This window comes from Terriglobia bacterium (assembly GCA_020072565.1).
In the GTDB taxonomy this organism is placed as follows: Bacteria; Acidobacteriota; UBA6911; order UBA6911; family UBA6911; genus JAFNAG01.
Map to the genome: position 1 here is coordinate 51,874 of JAIQGI010000010.1, position 18,473 is coordinate 70,346.

Sequence of the window (18,473 nt, forward strand, 5' to 3'; positions counted from 1 at the left end):
CGACATCCGGTTTCGCTGCAGGCATGGTCATTGCGCGGATTGGCACTGGTCTTTGCAAGTGCTGTCTTCCATTCACAACCCCCAGAAAACATCACCGTGTTTGTGAAGTGGCCGACTTGGCGGCGCTCAGGAAGTTCGCGAAAATGCGGAACGCGCCCGGCACGCCCGCCGGCAACTGCCGAAACCACGAATAGGCCGTGAAGATGTACACGCCTTTGCCATAGCGCGCGCAGAGAGTCCCTCCTTTTTGTGGTTCCTCGTTGGGATCGTGCGACTCAAACAGCGGCTCATATTGCGGATCCCACTGCGAGGCGAAATTCAAGCCTCGCTCCTGAACCCAACCGTGAAAGTCCTCCTCGCTGATCTTATTCGGCAGCGCGAGCAGTACATTCTGAGGATTGAGGAAGGTGACGGGCGCCTCTTCGACCGAGACGCGGGCGGATCCGACCTGAAACGGGTAGGGTCCAATCCCCTGCAACGCCGGTGAGCGGCGGTCTGCCACGTTGTACTGCACCACCAGCGCGCCCCCCTGTCGAACAAAATCCAGCAGCCGTCGTTGATTCGCGCGCAAGTCAGCCCGAACGTTGTACGCCCGGACGCCGGTGACGATCGCGTCAAAACGGCCGAGGTCGCCGCCCGAAAGGTCCTCGGTTTCGAGCAGCGTCACGTCGCAGCCCAGTTGGCGCAGAGCGCGCGGCACCTCGTCTCCGGCGCCCATCACATAGCCGATCTTCCCGGCGAGGTTCCTTATGTCGGCGCGCACGAGCCGCGCGCTGGATGGCGGGAAAACGGTCTGAGGCGGATTGCCCGGATTGGAAATCACCTGGATGCCGCAAGAAACTTCCCGGCGGTTCATCGTGGCGACGGCTCGCAATTCGCCGAGCGTCGAGCCAGCCGGCGGACTGACCGTGAAGGACAGGATCGTCTGCTCATCCACGTCGGCAATGCGGAACGGTACGGAGGCCGGTTGGATGCGCCAGTTGCCGGGCGCCTCCAGCCTGAGTTCACCGGAGGCGCCGGCGACACTGCCGCGGATCAGGACTTCGACCGTTTTCGCTTTCACGTCCGGGAAGATCAGAACCGGTTCCGGAATACTCACCGCGACCGGCGGCACCACTACCAAGGGCCGGGATGTCTCGCCTTCCACCCGGTCGACATAGCGGCGAATTACAGGGCGCACAAGCTCAAGCTCTTCCGAGCCCGCCTGGATCCGGAAGCGGGCGCGCAGGATGGCGGGCGGTTCAGGCAGTCCAACTAATTCCTGATCGTCGACCACATAGGTATCGCCGCGACTGGGCTTCTTCAACCAGAACGGCTGAGAGTATGGCTGGTCTGCAGGGATCGTGACCTTGAGCGAACGGCGCTGAGGTTCGTTGTAGGCGAGTGGAACCGTCGCGGAATCCGCCTCCGGCAACCCGGGCATTCCCTCGAGTTTGACGCTCTTCAGAGCCAGCGACGCCCGGGAACGGTTGATGGCCTCGATATTGACCTGGAGCGAATCTCCCGGAACCACGGCGTATCGGTCGGTCGAGGCATCGAGCCAGAGCCCGGTGCACAGAGCGATGGCCTCGTCGAGTTCCTGGAGCTTCAATGCTGCCCAAGGATCTTTCATCGCGGCGATCAGCGGACGCGCCTTGACCAGCAGCGGGAGTGTTTTCTCGGGTTGGTCGGGCACGAACGTCCCGATCGCTTCCTCGAGGATTTTTGCCACCGCCGCACCGCCTGGAAGACGATTCCAGGTTGTATCGATACCATCGAAGATGTCGCTTCTTGCCGGATCACCGGCAACCGTGCCCAGATAGCTTTTTGCAGCGCCGCGTTGCTCCGACGCACCCATGCCCTGAGTTTTATGCATGCTGCGGCTCATGCCGGCTATCTCACTGTAAGAAAACCCGAGCACCGGGTCGAAGTCGCCGGTGTCGATGGCAATCGTACCCCCGGCTCCAGCGCCGGAGCCGCGCCCCATGAGCCGTTTGGCCTGCCATGGTTCTACCCAGCGAAATTGCTCGGGAAAGCGAGACTTATCGGCGGCGGCGACGAACGCCTCTCTGCCCAGTATGCCCACGGCCTGATGATTCCCGTGTCCGTCCGACGGCGTTCCGGTGTGCTGGATGACTACGACATCGGGACGGAAGCGGCGAATCGTCCAGACGATGTCGCCGAGGACCGTTTGTCGATCCCACTTGGCCAGAGTCTCCTCGGCCGATTTCGAAAAGCCGAAGTCGATCGCCCTGGTGAAAAATTGCTCGGCGCCGTCGATCCTGCGCGCGGCCAGCAACTCCTGAGTGCGGATCAACCCCAACATTTCGCCTTGTTCCGGCCCGATCAGGTTCTGGCCGCCATCGCCTCGCGTTACGGAAAGATAGGCGGCCCGCGCGTGCCGGCCCCGGGCGAGATAGGCAAGCATGCCCGTGTTTTCGTCATCCGGGTGGGCGCCGATCATCAGCACGCTGCCGAGCACGTTCAGCCGCTCCAACGCGAGCCTGGTCTTGACGGCTCCCGCGATGTTCCGCTGCGCGGGCGCTGGAAAATACAGCAGGAAGGCAACCACGCCAAGACCGGCAAGCCTCAGCCCTCTTATCGTATTGGATCTCGAGATCATTCTGCTACCCTGCCCGTCCCTGGGATACCGCGGATTGCCGCCGCACCCCAGGGACTTCATCGGAATTTCGTCGCTGTCATTTCACCGTAAAAGGAACGGACGCGACATAGTTCTCCCACTCCAGCTGGAGCTTACCGGCATTCGCTCCCGCACTGGAGAGCGTCATCTTGTAGGTCTCGATCGGCGCAGGAGGTTTGCTCATGTCCATCGGGACACGGCCAAGGTCCTGGTCCTGGTTGTAGGTGAGACCCCACTGGCCTGTCTGCTTGTTGATGATGAGCTGCCACGGGTTGGTATTCACCAGGACGTAAATCGTGTAGTCACCTTTGGGGACAGCTAGGTTCTTTATGACCAGATCCGCTTCCGTGTGAAAGGCGGTAGCCGCGTTCGCGCCGGCCCGCCAGACCGGATAGGTCTTGTCCTTGCTGACTACTCCTCCCGCGCCGAAGATATCCCTCCCGCGCACAGACGGAGCGCAGTACTTAATCCCGAGCACCTTGCCGCCGATAACGACCGAGGTTTCCGCGGGCGGGCTGAGCGGCTTCTGTTGAGCCAAAAGAAAACCCACCGCGCCAATGATTATCACCAGGGAAATCAGAATGGACTTCTTCATAGGCACCTCTTTCTTGGGATTTTTGTTTTGTTATGGCGATTTCGTGAGCTGCCGGCCAGCGGGCTCAACCATCACGCCATCCTTGCTCCAGAACTCCACAGTCCACACAAGGGCCACATATTCAAGCCGAGCATTCTCTCATATCCGGGACCCGCGCCCGTCGGCGTGCCGGCAAACATTTATGACGCATCGCATGGAGCGCGTTTATTTCTCGCTCGAAGGCGGTACCAGCCCCTTCAGCCGGAAATAGACCGACATGTAACCGTAGGATTCGTTGTCGTGGGTCGTTACTCCGACCAGCGCCCCAAGCTTCGACCGCTGCCCGCGACCCGTCTTGATCATTTGGGCGGCAGTCGCATCTGTGAGCGAGCTGAAGGCCGTATCGCACTCTGCACACGAAGCCTGGATTGCCGCTACCAATTCAGCCTTGGTCTTCTTAGATGCCGCGTCCCCCTTCTTCGGCGCGCCGTTAACCATCGAGCAGGTGCCCGTTTGAGCATCGGAGATATGGGCTAACAGCTCGCCAAAGGAACGCATCTCGGGCGTGGGCTTGAAAGCGTAATTTTCTTCCGGCATCTTTTCGGCCGCCTTCAACAGGTAATTCTTGACGGAGTTGTAGGCGTTCTTCGCCTCCGTGCTCATCGGATCGGCGGGCGGCGTTTGCATGGGCGTCTGAGTCTGCGCCTGGAAAATACACGTGCAAATGAATACGGCGGCAAGCACCATCAGGAGAGGTCGTTTCATTTGAGTTTTCCTCCATTTTTCAGAGTTCATTTGTTGAAACGTGCAGCTTCAGCGGCGCATGACGGATAGGACAAGATGCAACCCGCCCCCGCAACACCGGTTGGAGCGTAATCAAGGCGGTCATCTGGCGTCCCCGGCCGCGTGTTTCCGAGAGAAGCCGTTGCCCGCGGCACAGCCGGTATTCCTGGGGCCCGGTCTCCTCGGGTTCAGTAACTATTGCATATTAAAGAAACCGCTGCAATCAGGCAACCGTTAAGGATTTCCGGCGCAGAGGCGGCGACAAGTCGGCATCTCCGGTAACTCCCGGGGCGTGCGAGATTGGGACAAGACAGTCCCAAAAGCGGTCAGGCAGCAATGGCATGCGCCTGCTTCGAAGCTGCGCAAGTGCTTCTGTTACAATGCGATCGACCACCGCGCCCCCCTGGCACGGGAGTTGCACTCCTGCTTGTGACCAAGCGCAGGCGTCGGTCACCCAGGAGGGTGCGGGCATGAAAGATCTTATGGACAAAGCAAACCTGAATGTTCCAGCACGTATGGCCCCGCGGGCGCTCATTGCCGACGATCAGCCCGAAGTGCTGGCAGCGCTTCAATTGCTGCTCAAAGGCGAAGGCATTCAGCCTGTTACAGTTTCATCACCAGCTGCGGTTCTGGAAGCGCTGAGATCGCAGCATTTTGACATCATCCTGATGGACCTCAACTATGCTCGCGACACCACTTCGGGGAAAGAGGGATTCGACCTGCTGACCCAGATACAGAGCGTGGACAAAACGCTTCCTGTGATCGTGATGACCGGCTGGGGCAGCGTCGATCTTGCCGTGGAAGCCATGCGCCGTGGAGTACAGGATTTCGTTCAGAAGCCGTGGGAAAACGAACGGCTTCTGAACACTCTTCGCACTCACATCGCACAAGGGCAGATCGTCCGCAAGGGGCGACGGTTGAACGTCGAGTTGAAGCTGATGAGCAGTGGTATCTCTGCCGCCACAGACCTTCACATAATGTTGAAATATATCGCTGAGCACATTTCGCGGGCGTTTCGAGCCTCTTCGGTCACCATCTTTACCAAATCTCCCCTGGATCAGGCATTCTGGGCCACGGCACGGGCAGGGGGTTCGGAAGACATCCTGGGCAGGTTGAAGTTCGAATCCGGCAGCCCGGTGCTGAAGTATATGGATACGATTTTCGATCCGGACAGCAAGGAGCTTCCGGAGAACGACAAAACGAAACTTCGCCAGGCGAGTTGCAGCATCATCGCGCCTCTCAGACTCAAGGGGGAACTCATTGGTTTTATGGGGGTGGGCAAAACAGAGTCCAGGGATTCTTTCGATGAAGAGGAGGTCCGCTTTCTCCACCAGGTCATCGAACAAACAGGTTACGGCATCGAGAATCTCAGGCGGCGCAGCCAGGAGCGGGAATACGAGGAAGCCCGCGAGATCCAGCAGGGCCTGCTGCCCAAACAGATCCCCCAGATTCCGGGCTATGAAATCTTCGGCGGCTGGCAGCCCGCCAGCGCAGTCGGCGGCGACTACTTCGATGCCTTGAAATTCACGGATACCAAGGTCGCGCTGTGCGTTGCGGATGTTTCAGGAAAAGGAATGCCGGCCGCACTCCTCATGTCTAACCTGCAAGCGGCCGTGAAGGCATTTGCATCCGAATCCATACAGCCGGGGGAGCTGTGCACGAAAGTCAACAGGGTAATCTGCAGCAATATCGCCACGAACAAATTCATAACATTCTTCTACTGCCTGCACGACGCGCACAGGAAACGTATCGTTTACTCCAACGCCGGACACGATGCGCCGATCCTGTTGAAAAAGGACGGCTCCTGCATCCGTCTCGGCGAAGGAGGAGCGGTCCTTGGGGTTTTTCGCGACTGGAGCTATGAGCAAAAGGAGGTCGAATTTGTTTCCGGCGACCGTGTGTTCCTGTACACGGATGGTGTCACGGAGGTCAGAAACTCCGACGGCGAGGAGTTCGGCGAGCCCCGCCTGATCGAACTCCTGAAGCGACTTCACCGCCTTGGCGCACGGGACCTGCAGAGGCAGGTCATGCAGGCTGTAGCCGAGTTCAGTGGCGGGGAGTTCCAGGACGATGCCACTCTTATCGCCATGTCGGCTGAGTAAGACCGCATGATCTTTGCTCTGCTGCGCGCTCAAAGCCCTTTGAAGTGCGGCGGCACGACCCCCCTTTACTCCCTTTGCCACCCCCGGTTCAACGCTCTCAATTGGTTGCGGCCTGCAGGCTGCGCTGTTATGCTCAGCCGCAAGAATTGAATAAAGGAGCTCGCCATGAAGATTTTCGTTCCGGGGCGCGTTTGTCTTTTCGGTGAACACTCGGACTGGGCCGGCGGGCACCGGCGCGTCAATTCGCAGATCGAGAAGGGCTATACGATCATCACCGGTACCGACCAGGGCATTCATGCCGAGGTGGAGCCACACCCGACGTCGCTGGTGCTCACCTCCGTGACGCCCCAGGGCGAAAAGAGCGGTCCCTGCGAAATCCTGATGGAACCCAAGGTTCTGTTGCAGGAAGCGCAGCGCGGCGGCTTCTGGAGTTACATCGCCGGGGTTGCCTACCAGGTCCTGACCAACTACCACGTGCGCGGGCTGGTAATCAACAACTACCGGACCGACTTGCCCATAAAAAAGGGGCTCTCATCGAGCGCGGCCGTTTGCGTCCTGGCTGCGCGCGCCTTCAATCGCGTCTACGACCTCAAGCTGACCACACGGGGTGAGATGGAACTGGCTTACCAGGGCGAGATCACCACCCCGTCACGCTGCGGGAGGATGGATCAGGGCTGCGCGTTCGGCAACCGCCCCATCCTGATGACTTATGACGGCGACCGGATCGATGTGACCGAACTGAGCGTGCGCGCAGACCTGCATTTTGTACTCGTGGACCTGGGGGCGCACAAGGACACCATGGAGATCCTTGCCCGGCTCAACCATGCGTACCCCTTCGCCGAAAGCGAGCTGGAGCGGGGCGTGCAAGAACTCCTGGGTCCGGTCAACAAGCGCATCGTGCAGCAGGCGGTCGAGGCGTTGCACAGCTCCGATGCCCAGCGGGTGGGCAGACTCATGGTCGAAGCGCAGGAGTTCTTCGATCGCTACGCGACCCCCGCCTGCCCCGAGGAACTGACTGCGCCCGTCCTGCATCGTCTGCTGCATTACCGGCCGCTCGGGCCGCACATCTGGGGCGGGAAGGGCGTCGGCTCGCAGGGTGACGGCACTGCTCAGCTCATCGCCCGCAGCCCGGACGACCAGCGGGCCGCGGTCGAGATCATCGAACGCGACCTGGGTATGACTTGCCTGCCGCTGACGTTGCGCGCCGGCCAGAGAGTGCGCAAGGCGGTGATCCCAGCCGCAGGTTTCGGCACGCGCCTATTCCCTGCCTCCAAGGCCAGCAAGAAGGAGCTGTTCCCGATCATCGACCGTGACGGCATCGCCAAGCCGGTGATCTTGTACCTGGTCGAGGAGGCGCTTGGCGCAGGCGTAGAGGAAGTCATTCTCATCGTCCAGGAAAGCGACCTGGCCTACTTCAGCGCGTTCTTCAACGTACAGCTGACCATCGAAAACTACAACAAGTTGCCGGGCCACTTCCAGGAATACGCGCGCCGCATCCTGGAGATCGGGCATCACATCTCATTTGCCGTCCAGCCGGCCCAAGAGGGCTTCGGACACGCCGTTTATTGCACGCGTGAGAAAGTCGGCAATGAGCCATTCCTGCTCATGCTCGGCGACCACCTGTATCGCTCCGACTCCGACCGTTCCTGCGCGCGGCAGCTGATTGACAGCTATGGCCGGCACGGCACGAGCGTCGTCGGGCTGCGCCGCACGCCGGAAGCGCAACTGGCAAACTTCGGAACCGCAACAGGGGTGTGGCAGGAGGAGAACCGCCTGCTGAGCATCACCGAGTTCTCCGAAAAACCCACCGTGGACTACGCTCGCAGCAATTTGCGGGTAGCGGGATTGTCCCAAGACGAGTATCTGACGGTCTTCGGCCAGTACATTATCAAGCCGCAGGTTTTCGACTATCTCGAAGAACACATCCGGAACAACGTTCGGGAACGGGGTGAGTTCCAGTTGACCTCGGCGCTGGACCGGCTGCGCCGCGAAGACGGGTTCCTTGGGCTGATCATGGAGGGGCAACGCTTCGATATCGGCCTGCCCGAGTCTTACCTGGAGACCATCCGGACATTCGGGGCCGGCAGGCAGCAGCAGGCCGGATCATGAGGCAAGCGCCATCTTCGCTTCCCATACAACAAACGCCCCGGGGGATGTCTCCCCCAGGGCGCATTCTTCCCGCTATTGTTCTCCTCTTGCTTTCCTGCGCCATCCGGGACTAGAACGGCATCCCGGGCAATGGCGGCAGAACCGCAGTCAGCTTCCCCCAGCCGGCGTCTTTCGCGGTCTTCATGTCTCGGACCAGCCGCTCCGGCAGGTTGGCATTGAGCTTGGGGGGTGTGGCCGTATTTGCAAGCACCCAGCCGACGGCGGCGAGAGTCTTGGTTGCCGCCTCCATTTCCTTGTAGTCGAGCTTTTCGGGACTGTCGGTAAGCCTGTGGTAATCAACATGGATGCCGGTAGTGAAAAAGGCGATCGGGATGCCCATCTTGGCAAAGTTGTAGTGATCGCTGCGGGTGAAGATGCCCTGCCCTCTGGTCCCGGGGCCTTTGTTGTCGTGAGTGGCATCCGGAACCGTGACGTCGTAGAAGTGATTGATACTCATCTTCTGATAGCTGTCGTTCACGGTTTCCAATACTTTTTCCAGGTCGTCGCTGCTGATGTTCGGGCCGACGACAAAGATCTCGTTCGGCTCCGCCAGCACGGCATTCGGTGCATCCACATAGCCCGGCGTCTTGGTGCGGCCGATCATATCCATGTTGAGGTCCGCCACCACCTTGGTGATATCGACGGGCGGGAACTGACAGAAATACTGAGAGCCCCACAAGCCCTTCTCTTCACCCGCCATCCATAGGAAGATGATCGAGCGCTTGGGCCGAATCCCCTTCGCCGCCCCTTGCGCGTAAACGCGGGCCATAGCCATGAGTGACGCGCAGCCCGACGCATCATCATCCGCCCCGTTGTAGACCGTGTCTCCGTTGGCATCCGGAGCGCTGATCCCGAGGTGATCCAGGTGAGCGCTCATGACCACATATTCGTTCTTCAGCACCGGATCGCCGCCCTCGACGATACCTATTACATCTTCGGCGTGGTTGTGGTCGCTGTTGACGGCGATGCGGAGGCTAAGCTTCTTTTCCTGACTGAGTTCGAACGACTCCAGTCTGGCATTGCGGCTGGCGTCTTCAAACACCGCCTGCGCATCGAGCTTCTCGTTCTGGAAAATCGTGTTGACCAGCGCGATCCCGGCCGTGATTGTGGGGACTGCAGCCGGCCGTGCGGCCACGAATTTTACCACCTGGTAAGACGGGCCGTTGAGGCCCGGACCGCGGCCGCCGCCCGTGTTCGGATTCGCCATGGCCGTCAGCTGCTGGAAGGTGGGTACCATGATGATGCCCAGCGCCCCGTTTTTCGCGGCATAGCCTTGCGGCGTCATGAAGTCTGTGCCCTCCTCCCCCAGCGGGTTGGGAGCCACACCGCCCCGGCCGCCCCCGGCGGCTGCTGCTGCACCCGGTGCGCCGCCGGCGGCCCCACGAGCCGCCGCCAATGCCGCCTGCTGTGCTTCCACCAGTTCCGGAGGCATGCCGGCAACCACCATGATCTTGCCGCGAACATCGATGCCCTGGTAGGGATTGACGCTGGTCTTGTTGATGACATAGCCGTTCCCGACGAAAACCACGCGCGCGTCTGCAATATCGGCCGGAGTGGCTCCGCCGCCGCCGCGGCCGCCGCCGAACCCGCCGCCACCGGCGCCCACGGTCCATTCTCTGCCATATTCAAAAGTCCGCGGGCCCGCTGGCGCCGCTGCCCCGCCGCGACCGCCGCCTCCGGGAGCGCCGCCCCGGCCACCGCGTCCCTGCTGCTGAGGCATAGCCAGGGAGAGTTTCATCCCCGCCGCATCCAGCTGGTTGCTCACCAATTCCATCGGCATGAAATACGGCTGCAGAGGACCGTTCGTACCCGTGGTGCTGCCCCCCGGCTTCACGCCCCAATCCTTGAGATGGCTGGCGATGTACAGCGCCGCAATGTCATAGCCGCGCGAAGGCAGGTTGCGCCCTTCCAGCTGATCGGAAGCAAGGAAGTAGTCGTACGCCTTCATCTCGTCCTGGGTGACGGCATCCACGTTACCGTAGCTCACCGCCTTGGCGGCCGACGCTTTGTTATTCTTGGTCGCGGATTGTTGCGGCGCAGCTTCGATCCAAGACAGCGTGAACAGCAGTATGCCCAGAAGGGCAACGGCTCCAAAAAATCGACGCATATGGGACCTCAATGGATAGTGGTTTTCCTCAGCACAATTGCAGGAGAATACCATCGGTGACAGCGGAAATCATCCGTAATTATCCAAAAAAATCCCGGATGCAATTTGTCGGGTCAGCTTATGGGACCACGAGAAACATGAAACACACGAAACGGGCTTTCGTGTATGTCGCGTTTTCTGATTTGTCCCCATACTTTTGCTTCCCCTACTCCCGCATTTTCCAGGGGGCATCGAGCTCTTTAAGCCAGGATTCCAAAAACGTCTGGATTACCTCGTCGTGATTGACCGACGTGGGTGTGAAGCGCAAGCGTTTCCTCACCTCAATCCTGGTGCTTTGTTCGAGACTCGCGTGCTCTTTGGCGAGGTTCTTGGTATAAGCGGCGTATAGAATTCCATTCCCCCTGGCGAGCCAGTCGCTGAAGGCTCCGTAGTTTCCAGGTAACGCGTCAAAGAGGAACACATCCGTGACGTGATCCTCAAGGCCGCCTCGCCTCAATGCGCTGGCTGCTGGTCGGTATCCCCCGCCGTCTGCGCTGATGATCAGCTTGTTCAGCCGGGCCGTCTTGATGACGTTTTCGTTTTTCAACGTCGACAGCACATCCTCGACAAGACGCTTCAGGCCGCCTTCGTCTTCCATCTTTCCCCCGAAGGAATCTCTCGCGCGATAGGGCCCCTGTGGCAACACCAGAATGGCATTGATGTCTTGAGCAGCCAGGGCCCGGGGCATCTCATACTTTTCCAGAGCGCCGAGGTTGTCGTCCATCTGGCCGTGAAAGTGGACAATAACGTTGGTTCCCGCTGTCGCTTCCTGGTACGATTCCGGAACGACCACGACGATGCTGTTGTCATCATAATGGGGATGATAGGGATAGAAGGTGCCATTGGAAGCTTTAAAACCCTGCTTCCTCTGTTGATGCGGGAAGGGAGCGGCAACGGAACGATAGATCCCCCAGCGGCCACCCGGAAACGAGTTCCAGTCGACATTGTTTGCTGGAATGTTTCTCTCCTGATATCCGGTGCTGCCCGTGAAATGGTTCCAGACAGCCCGCGACACCATTGCGCCCAGGAGAATCCCGCGGTTCTCGATGTCCCCGCGGTGATCGGGATGCTTATCGACGAAAATGGCGAGTGCGATGTCGGCCTTTTCAGAGAGGATCAATGCCACATCGACCTTGGTTTCGTTTATCGAACCGGTCTTATTAGCTACCTGGAGGTATTTGCATTCTTCTTCCGGTAGAAACCTTGGGATCATCTCGCGATAGAACTGCTCCTTCAGAATGTCGAGCATGGCATCGCAGGATGCAGGGGAGACCAGGGTCTTGGAGTACAGAGCTTCGAGCAGGATGACCATGTCTTCCGGCGTTGACACACCAACGCCATAGCGCAGGGCCTCCGAAGTGTGCAGCTTGGTTTCGACCGAAAGCAGGCGATTCAAAATTCTGGTGTTTTTAAGCCCCTTCTGAACCAGGAATTCATTGACGACGCGCAGACGCTCGGCATGGGTCGGCGCCAAATGGTCGAGAAGAAGGTTGGCTGCGGTGTTGTCGCTCTGCACAATCATGAGCTTGACGGCGTCGAGCAAGGCAATGCGATCCCCTTCGGAAAGGAGTTGCAGAATCCCCGAGCCCGGCTTCAAGTCTTCCTTGGCCAGAGTGATGACGGTATCCGGATCGATTTTTTTCTCGTCCACCATTTGGAAGAAGGCTGCCATGACGGGCAGCTTGATTGCGCTCGCGGCAGGAAATCGTTCCGAGGCGCGATAGCCTACGGTTTCTCCGGTGTTGAGGTTTTTGGCCATGAATCCCAGGTGACCGCCATACTCGGCCTCGAGCCGGACAATCTCCCGGATGAACCCCTCGTGCTGCTCAGTGGCCGGCTCGGCAGCCGCTGCAGCGGCGGTCACCACAGCAAACATCAATATATAGATTTTTCTCATAGATCCAATAATATCTCAGCACATCGACACGGCACACATAAGTTCCTCGTTCTTGGAGGCCTCATTGGAGTCTTGTTGCTGGTGGCCGCTGCAGGTCCACCGCTCCTGTGCCGCCACGACGGCTTGGGGCCTCCCCGCGGTTTCTTTTGCAAAATCGACACCTGCGGCAACCTTATGGGTGTAAAATCCGCCAGGTGCCGGGACCAGGACCATCAGCGGAGTTGATCTGACCGCTGCTTGCGGTCTGCGGAGGAAGCGCCACAGTCGGGCGGCACATTCAAGATGCGTTTCGTTTGGATCATTATCGGCCCGCAATAACCGTTGCGCGATGCTGCGGCGTGCGGGAAAGCCGATGAAACGAATTCGAGCCCGCCGGGGGTAACCATGAAAAAGTCCATTCACATCATCTCAGCGATTGTGGGCACCATCTTGCTCAGTGCGGCGGCTGAGGGACCGCGCGTCATGGCCCAGGCGCCCGATCTCATATCGACCCTCCTTACCGACTATAAGTGGCGGAGCATCGGGCCGGGCGCCGCCGGCGGCCGGATCACGGACGTGGAGGCACTCGATGCCGACTTCCGCTTTGCTATCGCGGCAGCCGCATCAGGGGGCGTCTGGAAAACAACCAACGCCGGCACAACCTGGACGCCCATCTTCGATCATTACGGCGCCTCGTCGATCGGCGACATCGCGATCTTTCAGAAGGACCCGCGGATCTTGTGGGTCGGCACCGGCGAAGCCAACAATCGCAATAGCGTCGCCTGGGGCGACGGCATCTACAAGTCGAGCGACGGCGGCCAGACCTTCCAAAACGCCGGACTCAAGGACACCTTCCAGATCGCACGCGTCGTGACGCATCCGGCCGATCCCGACATCGTCTATGTTGCGGCCGTCGGCAATCTCTGGGGCTATACAGGCGATCGCGGGGTCTTCAAGACGGTCGACGGCGGCAGAACGTGGCAGAAACTTACGAACGGTTTGCCCAACGACGGCAAGAGCGGCGCAACCGATCTCGCCATGGATCCCGGCAACCCGGAAGTGCTTTATGCTGCGTTTTATCAGCGGCTGCGCACGCCGTGGCGCTTTGACAGCGGCGGCCCGAACGGCGGCATCTTCAAGACGACCGACGGCGGCAGGACATGGCAGAAACTGACGAAGGGGCTGCCGGCGGGCGACACGGGACGCATTGGCATTAATGTGTATCGTAAGAATCCAAAAATCATCATGGCGATCGTCGAGCATGGCTTCCGGCCGCAGCGAGGATCCCCGGAATACGCCGATATGACCAAGCTCGGCTCGGGTATCTATCGATCCGAGGACGGCGGCGAGAGCTGGCAATACCTCAACCGGTACAATAACCGCCCGTTCTACTACAGCCAGATTCGCATCAACCCCTCGGACGATCAGCTGGTGTACGTATTGACGACGAGCTTTCAGTGGTCGAAGGACGGCGGCAAGACTTTCGCACAGGCGCCGGCCCCATTCGGGCCGAACTACGATCACCACGCAATGTGGATCGATCCGGCAATCAAGGATCGCTTCTACCTTGGCGACGACAAGGGGCTGGCGCTCACGCATGATCACGGTGCGACGTTCATCTTTTTTGACAACCTGCCGATTGCGCAGTTCTACAAGGTCAACGCCGACCTGCGCGAGCCGTATGCCGTCTATGGCGGGTTGCAGGACAACGGCTCGTGGGCGACCAGGAGCTTTACCCGCGATGCCCTCGGCATCCGCAACGATGCCGCATGGAAGATGCACTGGGACGACGGCCAGTACGTGGCGATCGATCCCACCGACTGGCGCACGGTGTATTCGGAGGGGACTCAAGGCTCGTTCCGGGTCGTGGATCCTATCAGCCACACGGACACGGCACGCCGGGCGACGCCGCGCAACATCGTCAACTTCCAGGAGAGGACGGGCAAGGATCCATCCGCGCCAGACGCCTCTCAGGCGCTCCGATTCAATTGGACGACTCCTTTCATCATCTCGCCGCACGATCCCAAGGTCGTGTATTACGGCACCAACTATCTGCTGAAGACCACAGACAAGGGCCTGACATGGCAGATCGTCAGCCCTGACCTGACGAAAAACGATCCTGCCAGGAATCAGCGGGGCTCGGGCGGGCTCACACCTGAAAATACGGGCGCAGAGGCCTACGCAACGATCTACTCGATTTCCGAGTCGCCGGTGGCCAGGGGGCTGATCTGGGCAGGCACCGACGACGGCAATGTCTGGGTGACGCGCGATGGCGGCGCGAACTGGACCGAGGTCGACGCGGCTATTCCGGACGTGCCGAAGGGGTTGTGTGTGAGCCGCGTGGCGGCGTCGGCCGTCGATGCGAATACAGCGTACGTCTCTTTCGACGGCCACAGAAGCGACAACCGCGCGGCGTGGTTATTCAGAACCACCGACGGAGGCAAGACGTGGGTGAGCCTGTCGGCCGGCCTCGCACCCGGTCAGCCGGTCTACGTTGTGGAAGAAGACGCAAGGAACCCGGACCTGCTGTTCGTAGGCACCGAGTTCGGATTGCAGGTGTCGTTGGACCGAGGGCACTCATGGCGCCCGATGATGAATGGCCTGCCGACCGTTGCAGTGTATGACATCGTCATTCATCCGCGCGACCGGGACGTCATCATCGGCACGCACGGGCGCGGCATCTACATCCTCGACGACATCACCGCGCTCGAGGAGTGGCGCCCGGCGCTCGCGGCCAAGCCGGCGCATCTGTTCGTTCAACGTCCGGCGACGATCTGGGAGGATCAAAGCCGCACCGGCCAAATGGGCGATAACACCTACGCGGGCCAGAATCCGCCGTATGTTCAACAGATCAACCTGGCTCAGCGCGATCGCACGCATCTCGTGAACACGCCGCTCATCACCTTCTATCTGGGAGCCGGCGCGACCGGCACGGCCACGGTCGAGATCACGAGCCCCGATGGCCGGTCGCGCAAGCTCGCAGTCCCGGCCAGGCCGGGCATCATCCGGTACGCCTGGGACGGGCGCTTCGACGGAGCAGCGGGCGGCACGCCCCAAGGCCAGCGCGGCGGGCGCGGTGCCGGTGGTGCTGGTGCCACCGCGTCGGAGAGCGGGGGTCAAAGAGGCGCCGGTACCGCTCGTCCGGTGCCGGGCACCTACTCGCTGAGGCTCACACTCGGCAACAGCACGGCGACCGGAACGCTTGAGCTGAGGCCGGATCCTTTGCTGAAACAATGACAGTTTCATGAAGATCACTCCCATCCGGGAAGACATCGCAATTCCCTTGTACGGCAAGATAGGACGTCTTATAAGTCTCACAACTCGATACGCGGATCGCGTGTCGAGACTCAGGATCAGAGCGGGAAAAACGTCGCTTCACCGCGGTCGTGGATCTAAGAACCCGGGCTCGGACGCAGGCGGCAGGGAGAACAATTCTATGAAAACGGCGAGAATCGTCTTCATTCTAAGTGTCGAGCTGGTACTCACAGCTACCTTGGGCTTAAAGTCGGCAGGCGTCCAGGATGCCGCGGTTCTTCAGAAGGCGGACCCTCCGGCAAATGCGGTCTGGGTCGACAGTCTCGACCTTGCCAGAGCATCCATCCGCCGGCCTCGCGCAGCACGCGGCCAGGCAACACCGCCTCCGCCCCTGACCTTCTCGCTCGGCGGCGCCGTCTACCCGCACGCCGTCCCGCTTCAGGCCAACGCGGACCTGGCGATCGATCTCAAAGGACAGGCGATCCGGTTCATGGCCATGGTCGGCATCGACGATGAGCGCAAGTCCGGCCAGGGCTCGGTGACCTTCGATGTGTGGATCGACGGCAAGAAGGCTGCCGATTCGGGGCTCATGAAGAGCGGTGATGCGCCCAAACTGCTCTCCGTTGATCTGAGAGGCGCCAAGCGCCTGATACTTGCGGTGGGCGACGGCGGCGACGGCACGCGTGACGACTCCGCAGACTGGGGCGGCGCGTTGATCGTGCTCGCAGAAGGAACCCAAGGGCGGCCGGAGACGATTGTTTTGCCGATCGAGCCTCCGCCTGCCATCGCGCCAAGCCGAACCCCGCAGACCAGCATAAATGAACCGCGCGTTACCGGTGCAACGCCGGGCCGGCCCTTCCTCTTCCTGATCCCCGCCTCGGGCGACGGGCCGCTGACTTTCGCGGCAAAGAATCTGCCCACCGGCCTCACTCTCGATCCGAAGACAGGCATCATTACGGGTACATTGAAGCAGGCGGGAAAAACCGTCGTCGAGCTGACTGTGAACGGTCCCAGGGGGAAGGCGACGAGTACGCTGACGATCGTCGGTGGTGACCGCACGCTGGCGCTGACACCGCCGCTGGGATGGAATTCGTGGAACGTCTGGGGTGGTGTCGTTGACGACGCGAAGGTGCGTGCGGCCGCTGACGGCATGGTGAGCAGCGGACTGGCGGCGCAGGGCTACACTTACATCAACATCGATGACGCGTGGGAGGGATCCCGCGACGCCAACGGCGAGATCACCACCAACGAGAAGTTTCCTGATATGAAGGCGCTCGCCGACTACGTTCACAGCAAGGGGCTGAAGATCGGCATCTACTCATCTCCCGGGCCGCGCACCTGCCAGCAGAAGTACGCCGGCAGCTGGCAGCACGAGGAACAGGATGCGGCGACGTACGCGAAGTGGGGCTTCGATTACCTGAAGTACGACTGGTGCTCCTACAGCGAGATCGCGCCGAATCCGACCCTCGAAGATCGCCAGAAGCCCTATCGGGTGATGCGCTCCGCGCTCGACAAACTCTCCCGTGATGTCGTCTACAGCCTTTGCCAGTATGGCGCGGGGAATGTGTGGGAATGGGGAGAGCAGGTGGGAGGCAACCTCTGGCGTATGACCGGCGACATCACCGACACGTGGTCCAGCATGGCGGGCATCGGTTTTGCCCAGACCGGGCGCGAGAAGTACGCAGGGCCGGGCCACTGGAACGACACGGATATGCTCGTGGTGGGAAAGGTCGGCTGGGGGCGCGACCTCCGCGACAGCAGGCTGACGCCGAACGAGCAGATCACGCATATCACGCTGTGGACTCTGCAGGCGGCCCCGATGCTGATAGGCGCGGACATGTCCCGGCTCGAGCGTTTCACCATCGATCTGCTGGGCAATCGCGAGGTGTTGGCCGTAAGCCAGGATGTGCTCGGCAGACCGGCCGGACGCATCGTCGGCGACGGCCGGACCGAAATCTGGGCGCGGCCGCTCTCGGACGGGACCATGGCTGTCGGCTTGTTCAACCGTGGTCCCGAGGCGACCCGAGTCACAGCCAGGTTCTCCGACCTGGGTCTGAAAGGCAGTCAGCCGGTGCGCGACCTGTGGCTGCAAAAGAATCTCGGCAGCGCGAGCAATGAGTTCTCGGCAACCGTGCCCCGGCATGGCGCCGTGCTCGTCAAGATCGGACAGCCGTCGCGGAAATAATCCCCGGTAACTCAGAAGCCACGAAATACACGAAACGGAATTTGTGTATTTCGTGATTGCACAAGGGCATCCTGAGATCAGGACATTCGAACCCACCGGATGAGAGTGCCGGACGAGGGGGGCTTGCCGAACATCATCGAGTTCAAGCCCGCCCCGGGCATTGCGAAAGCTGCGCTTCCTCTCCCCGGCCGCCCGATCTGAGAAAGCATTGAATGGAGCGTTGAACATGTTCAAGGGGGGATTTGTTGCCATATGAAGCCGATCTCCTCGCAGCTTACTCCGCTGCAAGGCTCCGGGCGAAATCCTGATAAATAACGCAGAACGTCGACCGATCCAATTGGATCACAATCCTTCAAGAAGGAGGAATCATGCGAGCGCCGCTTCGGATTCGCAAGTTACAAACAGCTGGTGCCGATGTAACGGAAGGCAGACAAGCCCCAGGCGACATGTACATGGCGCGGCTTGTCAAATTGATTCCATCCGAAGTCATCGGCATCTTCGTCGCGGGCAAGGGCTACGCCGAAAAATGGCTCGGAATCTGGTCGCTCATTTGTCTGGCGCTTGTGTTTGTCAGTCGCATCTTGGGCACGAGCGAACCAGCCAAAAGGGTTCAGTGGTGGGGCGTGGGGGTCTCGGCGGTATCGTTCGTAATCTGGGTCTATGCGATTGGCGCAAACATTCTGGATTTTCAACTAAGTGACAAAGGTGTTGCCTATATCGCCGTCCTCCTCTGGACGTTCGCCGTCCCCTATCTCTATAAAGGCGATTGAGTCCTCTCTCAGTG

General features: G+C 60.3%; 10 protein-coding genes. 5 read left to right on the forward strand and 5 right to left on the reverse strand.

Annotated features, from left to right (window positions below; translation table 11 throughout):
• Window positions 1–91 precede the first annotated feature (91 nt).
• The 3 genes from LAP85_08150 to LAP85_08160 form a co-directional block, all read right to left on the reverse strand.
• A complete protein-coding gene (locus tag LAP85_08150; protein ID MBZ5496359.1) occupies window positions 92–2,602 on the reverse strand; it encodes a PIG-L family deacetylase in 2,511 nt (836 codons plus the stop codon).
• 76 nt (window positions 2,603–2,678) lie between these two features.
• On the reverse strand, window positions 2,679–3,215 hold the full coding sequence (locus LAP85_08155) for a DUF2911 domain-containing protein (GenBank protein MBZ5496360.1): 537 nt from the start codon (window positions 3,213–3,215) through the stop codon (window positions 2,679–2,681).
• Window positions 3,216–3,419: 204 nt separating this feature from the next.
• Window positions 3,420–3,959: a DinB family protein gene (locus LAP85_08160; GenBank protein MBZ5496361.1), complete on the reverse strand. Its 540-nt coding sequence runs from the start codon at window positions 3,957–3,959 to the stop codon at window positions 3,420–3,422.
• 488 nt (window positions 3,960–4,447) lie between these two features.
• On the opposite strand from LAP85_08160, the gene LAP85_08165 reads away from it, so the two are divergent.
• Window positions 4,448–6,079 (forward strand): SpoIIE family protein phosphatase, encoded by a 1,632-nt coding sequence (locus LAP85_08165; GenBank protein ID MBZ5496362.1) that lies wholly within the window; start codon window positions 4,448–4,450, stop codon window positions 6,077–6,079.
• 165 nt (window positions 6,080–6,244) lie between these two features.
• A complete protein-coding gene (locus tag LAP85_08170) occupies window positions 6,245–8,188 on the forward strand; it encodes a GHMP kinase (protein ID MBZ5496363.1) in 1,944 nt (647 codons plus the stop codon).
• Window positions 8,189–8,297: 109 nt separating this feature from the next.
• Here LAP85_08170 and LAP85_08175 read toward each other — a convergent pair whose 3' ends face one another.
• Together LAP85_08175 and LAP85_08180 are read right to left on the reverse strand one after the other, a co-directional pair.
• Complete coding sequence (locus LAP85_08175) at window positions 8,298–10,334, reverse strand: M28 family peptidase (protein MBZ5496364.1); 2,037 nt, start codon at window positions 10,332–10,334, stop codon at window positions 8,298–8,300.
• A 205-nt stretch (window positions 10,335–10,539) separates the two neighbouring features.
• Window positions 10,540–12,270: a class A beta-lactamase-related serine hydrolase gene (locus LAP85_08180; GenBank protein MBZ5496365.1), complete on the reverse strand. Its 1,731-nt coding sequence runs from the start codon at window positions 12,268–12,270 to the stop codon at window positions 10,540–10,542.
• Between the two features lie 384 nt (window positions 12,271–12,654).
• Here LAP85_08180 and LAP85_08185 point away from each other — a divergent pair, with 384 nt between their 5' ends.
• From LAP85_08185 to LAP85_08195, 3 genes are all read left to right on the forward strand, one after another.
• Window positions 12,655–15,486 carry a hypothetical protein gene (locus tag LAP85_08185; GenBank protein ID MBZ5496366.1) on the forward strand — a complete coding sequence of 944 codons (2,832 nt, stop codon included), beginning with the start codon at window positions 12,655–12,657 and terminating at the stop codon, window positions 15,484–15,486.
• 199 nt (window positions 15,487–15,685) lie between these two features.
• Window positions 15,686–17,689 (forward strand): NPCBM/NEW2 domain-containing protein, encoded by a 2,004-nt coding sequence (locus tag LAP85_08190; GenBank protein ID MBZ5496367.1) that lies wholly within the window; start codon window positions 15,686–15,688, stop codon window positions 17,687–17,689.
• A gap of 368 nt (window positions 17,690–18,057) precedes the next feature.
• Entirely contained in the window at window positions 18,058–18,459 is a 402-nt protein-coding gene (locus tag LAP85_08195; GenBank protein ID MBZ5496368.1) for a hypothetical protein, read from the forward strand.
• Window positions 18,460–18,473: the final 14 nt, after the last annotated feature.